9 protein-coding genes and 1 tRNA gene are annotated in these 7267 nt (G+C 33.8%); all 10 read left to right on the top strand.

All coding sequences use genetic code 11. The annotated features are described in order from the left end of the window. Nucleotides 1-70: 70 nt before the first annotated feature. The 10 genes from BUB51_RS13200 to tuf all read left to right on the top strand — a co-directional run bounded on the left by BUB51_RS13200 (nt 71) and on the right by tuf (nt 7265). Nucleotides 71-217, top strand: a complete 147-nt coding sequence (locus BUB51_RS13200; RefSeq protein WP_159430368.1) for a hypothetical protein — start codon at nt 71-73, stop codon at nt 215-217. Nucleotides 218-338: 121 nt separating this feature from the next. Further along, a complete protein-coding gene (gene cysE / locus BUB51_RS11555) occupies nt 339-1010 on the top strand; it encodes a serine O-acetyltransferase (RefSeq protein ID WP_073197903.1) in 672 nt (223 codons plus the stop codon). Beyond that, entirely contained in the window at nt 997-2394 is a 1398-nt protein-coding gene (gene cysS, locus BUB51_RS11550; RefSeq protein WP_073197901.1) for a cysteine--tRNA ligase, read from the top strand. The genes cysE and cysS overlap by 14 nt, the downstream gene beginning before the upstream one ends. Before the next feature lie 3 nt (nt 2395-2397). Further along, a complete protein-coding gene (locus BUB51_RS11545; protein WP_073197899.1) occupies nt 2398-2838 on the top strand; it encodes a Mini-ribonuclease 3 in 441 nt (146 codons plus the stop codon). Nucleotides 2839-3048: 210 nt separating this feature from the next. After that, on the top strand, nt 3049-3831 hold the full coding sequence (gene thyX / locus BUB51_RS11540; protein WP_073197897.1) for an FAD-dependent thymidylate synthase: 783 nt from the start codon (nt 3049-3051) through the stop codon (nt 3829-3831). 13 nt (nt 3832-3844) lie between these two features. Next, nucleotides 3845-4591 (top strand): 23S rRNA (guanosine(2251)-2'-O)-methyltransferase RlmB, encoded by a 747-nt coding sequence (gene rlmB / locus BUB51_RS11535; protein WP_073197895.1) that lies wholly within the window; start codon nt 3845-3847, stop codon nt 4589-4591. A gap of 1 nt (nt 4592) precedes the next feature. Next, the gene (locus tag BUB51_RS11530; protein WP_073197893.1) at nt 4593-5117 is read left to right on the top strand and encodes an NYN domain-containing protein; all 525 of its coding nucleotides are present in this window, start codon (nt 4593-4595) and stop codon (nt 5115-5117) included. Between the two features lie 85 nt (nt 5118-5202). Next, nucleotides 5203-5850, top strand: coding sequence for an RNA polymerase sporulation sigma factor SigH (gene sigH, locus BUB51_RS11525; protein ID WP_278294431.1), 648 nt, complete (start codon nt 5203-5205; stop codon nt 5848-5850). Between the two features lie 73 nt (nt 5851-5923). Beyond that, a tRNA-Thr gene (locus BUB51_RS11520) sits at nt 5924-5999 on the top strand. Between the two features lie 72 nt (nt 6000-6071). Beyond that, nucleotides 6072-7265 carry an elongation factor Tu gene (tuf, locus tag BUB51_RS11515; protein ID WP_073196251.1) on the top strand — a complete coding sequence of 398 codons (1194 nt, stop codon included), beginning with the start codon at nt 6072-6074 and terminating at the stop codon, nt 7263-7265. The last annotated feature ends 2 nt before the right edge of the window (nt 7266-7267 follow it).

The raw sequence follows: 7267 nt of genomic DNA, 5'->3' as shown, positions 1-7267 counted from the left end.
CAGAGGTCATAGTACCTATCAAAACCTAGGATAGATAGGGAAGGACCGAACATTAGGGAGGTAAGTAGCATTGAAAGATTCGAGAGGTATGCAAAGACCACAGAAAACTTCATATGAAGGCTCTCCGACTGAAGTAGGACTGGAAGTCCAAGATAGGAAGGAAGCGTGTAGTATACCTTCGGCATCATCAATAGCGAAAGCCAGAGTTCAAGTTTGAACTTAACCTAATGAACCGCCGTATACCGAACGGTACGTACGGTGGTGTGAGAGGTCGGTAGATGAATTAATCATCTACCTCCTACTCGATTGGCAGTATTTAAAGCAGGAGTTGATTGAGTGTGTTTAGAATTATTAGAGAAGACATTAAAGCCGTTTTTGAAAGAGACCCAGCAGTTAAGAGTTTATTAGAAGTAATTTTATGTTATCCCGGTTTACATGCAATAATAATATACAGAATAGCACATTGGTTTTATAAAAGAAGATTATTTTTAATTGCAAGGTTGTTATCCCATATTGGTAGATTTTTAACAGGGATAGAAATACATCCAGGTGCGAAAATAGGGAAAGGGATTTTTATTGATCATGGTATGGGTGTAGTTATTGGAGAAACCGCTGAAATAGGTGATAATGTAACAATATATCAAGGAGCAACATTAGGAGGTACAGGGAAAGAAAAGGGGAAAAGACATCCGACTATAGGGAACAATGTTGTAATAAGCAGTGGTGCTAAAGTGTTAGGGCCGTTTAAAGTAGGAGACAATTCAAAAATTGGTGCAGGAGCTGTTGTATTAAAAGAAGTGCCTCCAAATTGCACGGTTGTAGGAATACCTGGTAGAATTGTAGTTAAAGACAATAAAAAAGTTTCAAATATGAAAAGAGAAATTGATTTAGATCAGGTTAGATTACCAGATCCAATAGCACAAGAGTTGGAGAGTTTGAAAAAGAGAGTTACAGAATTAGAGAATATTGTTTACAAATTGAAAGGAGGAAAAAACAATGAGACTCTATAATACTTTAACTAGGACTAAAGAAGAATTTAAGCCAATAAATCCTAATAAAATTACAATGTATGTATGTGGACCGACAGTATATAATTACATTCATGTAGGAAATGCAAGACCATTAGTAGTATTTGATACATTAAGAAGATATTTTGAGTATAAAGGATATGATGTTGACTATATCGTAAATTTTACAGATATTGATGACAAGATGATAAAAAAGGCTAATGAAGAAGAGACGACTGTTAGAGAAATAGCTGATAGGTTTATAAAAGAATACTTTATAGATGCTGAAGGGCTTTCGTTGAAAGAAGAAACAACAATCCATCCCAGAGCAACTGAACACATTTCTGACATTATTGAGTTTATTAAAGGATTAGAAGAGAAAGGATATGCTTATAATGTAAATGGTAATGTATACTTTGATACAACTAAAATGAAAGATTATGGTAAACTTTCGAAGAAAAATATAGAAGAACTTATTGCGGGAGCTAGGATAGAGGTAAATCAAGAAAAGAGAAATCCTACCGATTTTGCACTTTGGAAAAAAGAAAAGTTAGGCGAGCCTTCATGGGATAGTCCATGGGGTAAGGGAAGACCGGGATGGCATATTGAATGTTCTGTCATGGCGAAAAAGTTGTTAGGAGATACAATAGATATTCATGCAGGTGGAGAAGATTTGCAGTTTCCACACCATGAAAATGAAATAGCACAAAGTGAAAGTCTAAATGGAAAACCATTTGCTAATTATTGGCTTCATAATGCAATGGTAAATGTAGATGGTCAAAAAATGTCTAAATCAAATTTGAATTTCTTTACGGTTAGAGAAATTAGCAGAGAATTTGATTTGGAAGTATTGAGATTTTTCATATTATCGGCTCATTATAGAAGTCCGATAAATTTCAGCAAAGAACTTGTAGAGCAGGCTAAAAATGGATTAGATAGATTGTATAACGGAAAAAGAAATTTAGAGCATTTATTAGGGATAAGTAAAGATGAAGAATTATCAGATAATGATAAGAAAGTAATTAATGATATTGATAGATTTAAAGAAAAATTTATATCAAGCATGGAAGACGATTTAAATACTGCGGATGCAATTTCTGCACTTTTTGAATTAGTCAGATATGCAAATACTAATATTAATACAGAAAGCCCTAAAGAGATTGTCAAAAAGGCTTATGATACATTAATTGAATTGAGTGGTATTTTAGGGATACTTTCAAAGAAAGAGGAAATAGTAGATGAGGAAATCATAAAACTTATTGAAGAAAGAAATAGAGCGAGAAGGGAAAGAAACTATCAATTAGCGGACAAGATTAGAGACGAGCTAAAAGAAAAAGGCATAATACTTGAGGATACTAAAGAAGGTACAAAATGGAGGAGAATATAGTTTATGGTAGATGATTACTTTGATACAATGATATTTGGAGGAAGAGGTTGGGATAAAAATAAGGTTAAGATGTTATCGCCCTTACAGTTAGCCTATATTGGAGATGCTATTTATGAGTTATTAATAAGAACATATTTATTAAGTAAGAAAAATATTTCTGTAAATGAATTGCATAAAGAAGCGGTTAAATATGTTAAAGCTAAAGCTCAAGCTGATATTGTTCACAATTTGCAAGATAAACTTACTGAAGAAGAATGGTCTATAATTAAAAGGGGGCGGAACGCTAAATCTGGTTCTGCTCCTAAAAATGCTGAACTAATTGACTACAAGTATGCAACGGGTTTTGAAACATTAATGGGTTTTTTGTATCTTATAGGAGATAATGAAAGGATATATGAGATATTTAATATGATTATTAATATGTATGCAGAAAATGAAGGATAAGGTTAAAAAACTTATCTAGACTGCTTATAAACTTGTATTTTTAGATATTTATGAAAATGAAAGCGAATGCTTGAAGAATTTGGTTTTTTCTAAATTCGTCCGCATGAGCGTCATTTTCATAAAATATTTTACTTTTTCAACAGTCTGAAGGATAAGGTTAAAAAAGCCTTATCCTTAACTTTAAAATTAAAATGTGAAAGGAGTATTAAATTGGCAACTGAATTAAAGGTTAAATTATTGAGATATACCCCTGAACCGGAAAAGCTAGTAGCATCTGCTGCTAAATTGTGTTATTCACCTGTTGGGATTGAAAAGATAGAAGAAAGTTTAGATGACGATAAAGTAGTAAAATTTCTTGATATGCTTATGAATTTAGGGCATGAGTCTCCTGTAGAACATGCAACATTTACTTTTGCAGTAGAGGGTGTAAGTAGAGTACTTACACATCAGTTGGTTCGCCATAGAATAGCTTCGTATTCTCAACAATCGCAAAGGTATGTTAAACTTCATCAGTTTGAATACATTATACCTCCTTCTATAAGAGATAACGAACAGGCTAAAAGAATGTTTATCAAAGCTATGGAGGAAGATCAGGAGCGATATAATCAATTGACAGAAATTCTATATCGAGACGTTTTGAATAAATTAATAAATGAAGGATATCCTGAAAATAAGGCTAGAAAAATTGCTGAAAAAAGGGCTATTGAGGATGCTCGATACATATTTCCTAATGCCTGTGAAACTAAAATTGTTTTTACAATGAATGCACGTTCTTTATTTAATTTTTTCAGGCATAGATGTTGTAATAGAGCTCAATGGGAGATTAGAAATTTGGCAATAGAGATGTTAAGACTGGTTAAAGGTGTTGCGCCTACACTTTTTAAGTATTCAGGACCTGCTTGTTTATATGGCGATTGTCCAGAAGGCAGTATGTCGTGTGGAAAGATGAAAGAAGTAAGAGAAAAGTTTAAAAATCTTATACCAAAGGTTTAAGGAGTGAATAGCGTTGCAAAACCGAGGATTAATAGAAGGAAGAAATCCTGTATTAGAAGCATTAAAATCAAATAGGAATATTGAAAAAATAATGATTGCAAAAGGTGCTGAAAAAGGTTCTATAAAGAAGATAAAAGCAATAGCTAAAGAAAGAGGAATTGTAATACAGTATGTAGATAGGAATAAATTAGATTCTATTTCTTATACAAGTTCACATCAAGGTGTTATAGCTATAGCTTCGGCTTATGAATATAAAACGGTTGAAGATATATTAAACTATGCCGAAAATCTTAAAGAAGACCCATTTATAATAATATTAGAGGGGGTAAAAGATCCGCATAATTTAGGAGCTATTATGAGGACTGCTGAATGTGCAGGAGCCCATGGGATTATTATACCTAAAAGAAGATCGGTTGGATTAACTCCAGTGGTTGCTAAGAGTTCTGCTGGGGCTATAGAATATTTACCAATAGCGAAAGTTTCTAATATTGTCTATACGATTGAAAAATTAAAGGAAAATGGTATTTGGGTATGTGCAGCAGATATGGATGGAGAATCTAACTATTATGAAAAAGATCTAAGGGGACCTTTAGCGATTGTAATAGGTAGCGAAGGAGAGGGAATAAGTCGTTTAGTTAAAGAGAAATGCGATTTTTTAGTGAAGATACCTATGAAGGGAAAAGTTACATCTCTAAATGCATCTGTTGCCGCTTCTATCTTGATCTATGAAGTATTAAGACAGAGGAGTTTGGGGCGTTAATATGAAGAAAAAGTATGATGAATATTTATTTATAGATGGCTACAATATTATTAATGCATGGTCTGACTTAAAAGAGCTTAAAGAGATAAGTTTAGAGGCAGCAAGAGATAAACTTATTGAGATTATGGGAGAATACCAAGAATATGCTGGGATAAAAGTTATAGTAGTTTTTGATGCACATTTAGTTAAAGGAAGTATGAATAAAAAAGAAATAATAAATGGAATAGAGGTTGTTTTTACTAAAGAAATGGAAACGGCAGACCATTATATAGAAAAAGTGTTAGACTCTATAGGAAGAATGAAAAGGGTTAAAGTAGCTACATCTGATTGGACTGAACAGCAAATTGTTTTAGGTAGAGGCGGTATAAGGATATCTGCAAGAGAGCTTAAAGAGGAAGTAAACAAAATGAAAAGGAAAATCCGAAGCGATACAAAACAAAATAAGAAACAAGTTGATGATTTAATATTCTCTAGGCTCGATAGTGAAACGCTTAAAAAGCTTGAAAAATGGAGAAAAAACATATGAACTGGCTTGACTTTAATGTTAAGGTTAATATATAATAAACCTTAGAGTTTTAAGTTTTTTTAGCATTTTCCTGGAGGCGATGCTGGTGGGTCTTAGCGTACATAGGGAATATAATTGTGATGATTATAATGATATGGAAGATGAGGAAATAGTTGAAAGTGCAAGGAATGGTGATACAGAAGCCCTGGAGTTTTTAATTAAAAAGTATAAAAATTTTGTCAGGGCTAAAGCTAGATCATATTTTTTAATTGGGGCAGATAAGGAAGATATAATTCAAGAGGGAATGATTGGACTTTATAAGGCTATTCGTGATTATAAACAGGACAAGCTCACTTCTTTTAAGGCCTTTGCTGAGTTATGTATAACCAGACAGATTATTACAGCGATTAAAACTGCAACTAGACAAAAGCATATCCCTTTAAATTCTTATATTTCACTAAATAAACCTATATATGATGAAGAATCAGATAGGACTTTATTAGATATATTATCGGGTGTAAAAATAATGGACCCAGAAGAATTGATTATTAGTAGAGAAGAACTCAAAAGTATTGAAAATAAAATAGGGGAAATTTTAAGTGATTTAGAATGGGAAGTGCTTATATATTATCTTCAAGGCAAGTCTTATCAAGAAATAGCCGTTGAATTAAATAGGCATGTAAAATCAATTGATAATGCATTGCAACGGGTAAAAAGGAAACTAGAAAAGTACCTTGAAACAAAAGATTTATAGGTTTTATATAGCGGTGGGCTTTTAGTATTGACAATGAAAAATTGTAGTAGTAAAATTATTTAAGTAGCAAAATGCCCATGTAGCTCAGTAGGCAGAGCACTTGCATGGTAAGCAAGAGGTCACCGGTTCGAGCCCGGTCATGGGCTCCACTTAAGTGTTTCTACATACGAGAAACACCCGGTATAGTTTTCTTAAGAAAAGAAAATAAAGGAGGAAGAGGAATGGCAAAGGCAAAATTTGAGAGAACAAAGCCACACGTAAACATAGGAACAATAGGACACGTAGACCACGGAAAAACAACATTAACAGCAGCGATAACAACAGTATTAAATAAGAGATATGGAACAGGAGAAGCAGTAGCATTTGAAAATATAGACAAAGCACCAGAAGAAAGAGAGAGAGGAATTACAATATCAACAGCACACGTAGAGTACGAAACACCAAATAGACACTATGCACACGTTGACTGTCCAGGACACGCAGACTACGTAAAGAACATGATAACAGGAGCAGCACAAATGGACGGAGCGATATTAGTAGTATCAGCAGCAGACGGTCCAATGCCACAAACAAGAGAGCACATATTATTATCAAGACAGGTAGGAGTACCAAAGATAGTAGTATTTTTAAACAAAGCAGACATGGTAGATGACGAAGAATTAATAGAATTAGTAGAGATGGAAGTAAGAGAATTATTAAACGAATATGAATTTGACGGAGACAACACACCAGTAGTAGTAGGATCAGCATTAAAAGCATTAGAAGATCCAGATGGAGAATGGGGAGATAAGATAGTAGAATTAATGGAGAAAGTAGACGAAACAATACCAACACCAGAAAGAGATACAGACAAACCATTCTTAATGCCAGTAGAGGACGTATTTAGTATAACAGGACGTGGAACAGTAGCAACAGGAAGAGTAGAAAGAGGAACATTAAAAGTACAAGACCAAGTAGAGATAGTAGGATTAACAGACGAACCAAGAACAGTAGTAGTAACAGGAGTAGAGATGTTCAGGAAGATGTTAGACGAAGCACAAGCAGGAGACAACATAGGAGCATTATTAAGAGGAGTACAAAGGGACGAAATAGAGAGAGGTCAAGTATTAGCTAAGCCAGGAACAATCACACCACATACAAAATTCAAAGCAGAAGTATACGTATTAACAAAAGAAGAAGGTGGAAGACATACACCATTCTTCAATGGATACAGACCACAATTTTATTTTAGAACAACAGACGTAACAGGAACAATTAATTTAGAAGAGGGCGTAGAGATGTGCATGCCAGGAGATAATGCAAGATTTACAATAGAGTTAATCACACCAATAGCATTAGAGGAAGGATTAAGATTTGCGATTCGTGAAGGTGGAAGAACTGTAGGAGCAGGTGTTGTTACTGAAATTATTGAATAATA

This window comes from Caloranaerobacter azorensis DSM 13643, assembly GCF_900129995.1.
Lineage (GTDB): Bacteria > Bacillota > Clostridia > Tissierellales > Thermohalobacteraceae > Caloranaerobacter > Caloranaerobacter azorensis.
This window is presented reverse-complemented; position numbering and strand designations above follow the sequence as displayed.

What these genes read in the sequence shown, in the direction of transcription:
- cysS (WP_073197901.1), top strand. Translation starts at nt 997, where the DNA reads ATGAGACTCTATAATACTTTAACTAGGACTAAAGAAGAATTTAAGCCA.
- BUB51_RS11545 (WP_073197899.1), top strand. Translation starts at nt 2,398, where the DNA reads ATGGTAGATGATTACTTTGATACAATGATATTTGGAGGAAGAGGTTGG.
- BUB51_RS11530 (WP_073197893.1), top strand. Translation starts at nt 4,593, where the DNA reads ATGAAGAAAAAGTATGATGAATATTTATTTATAGATGGCTACAATATT.
- tuf (WP_073196251.1), top strand. Translation starts at nt 6,072, where the DNA reads ATGGCAAAGGCAAAATTTGAGAGAACAAAGCCACACGTAAACATAGGA.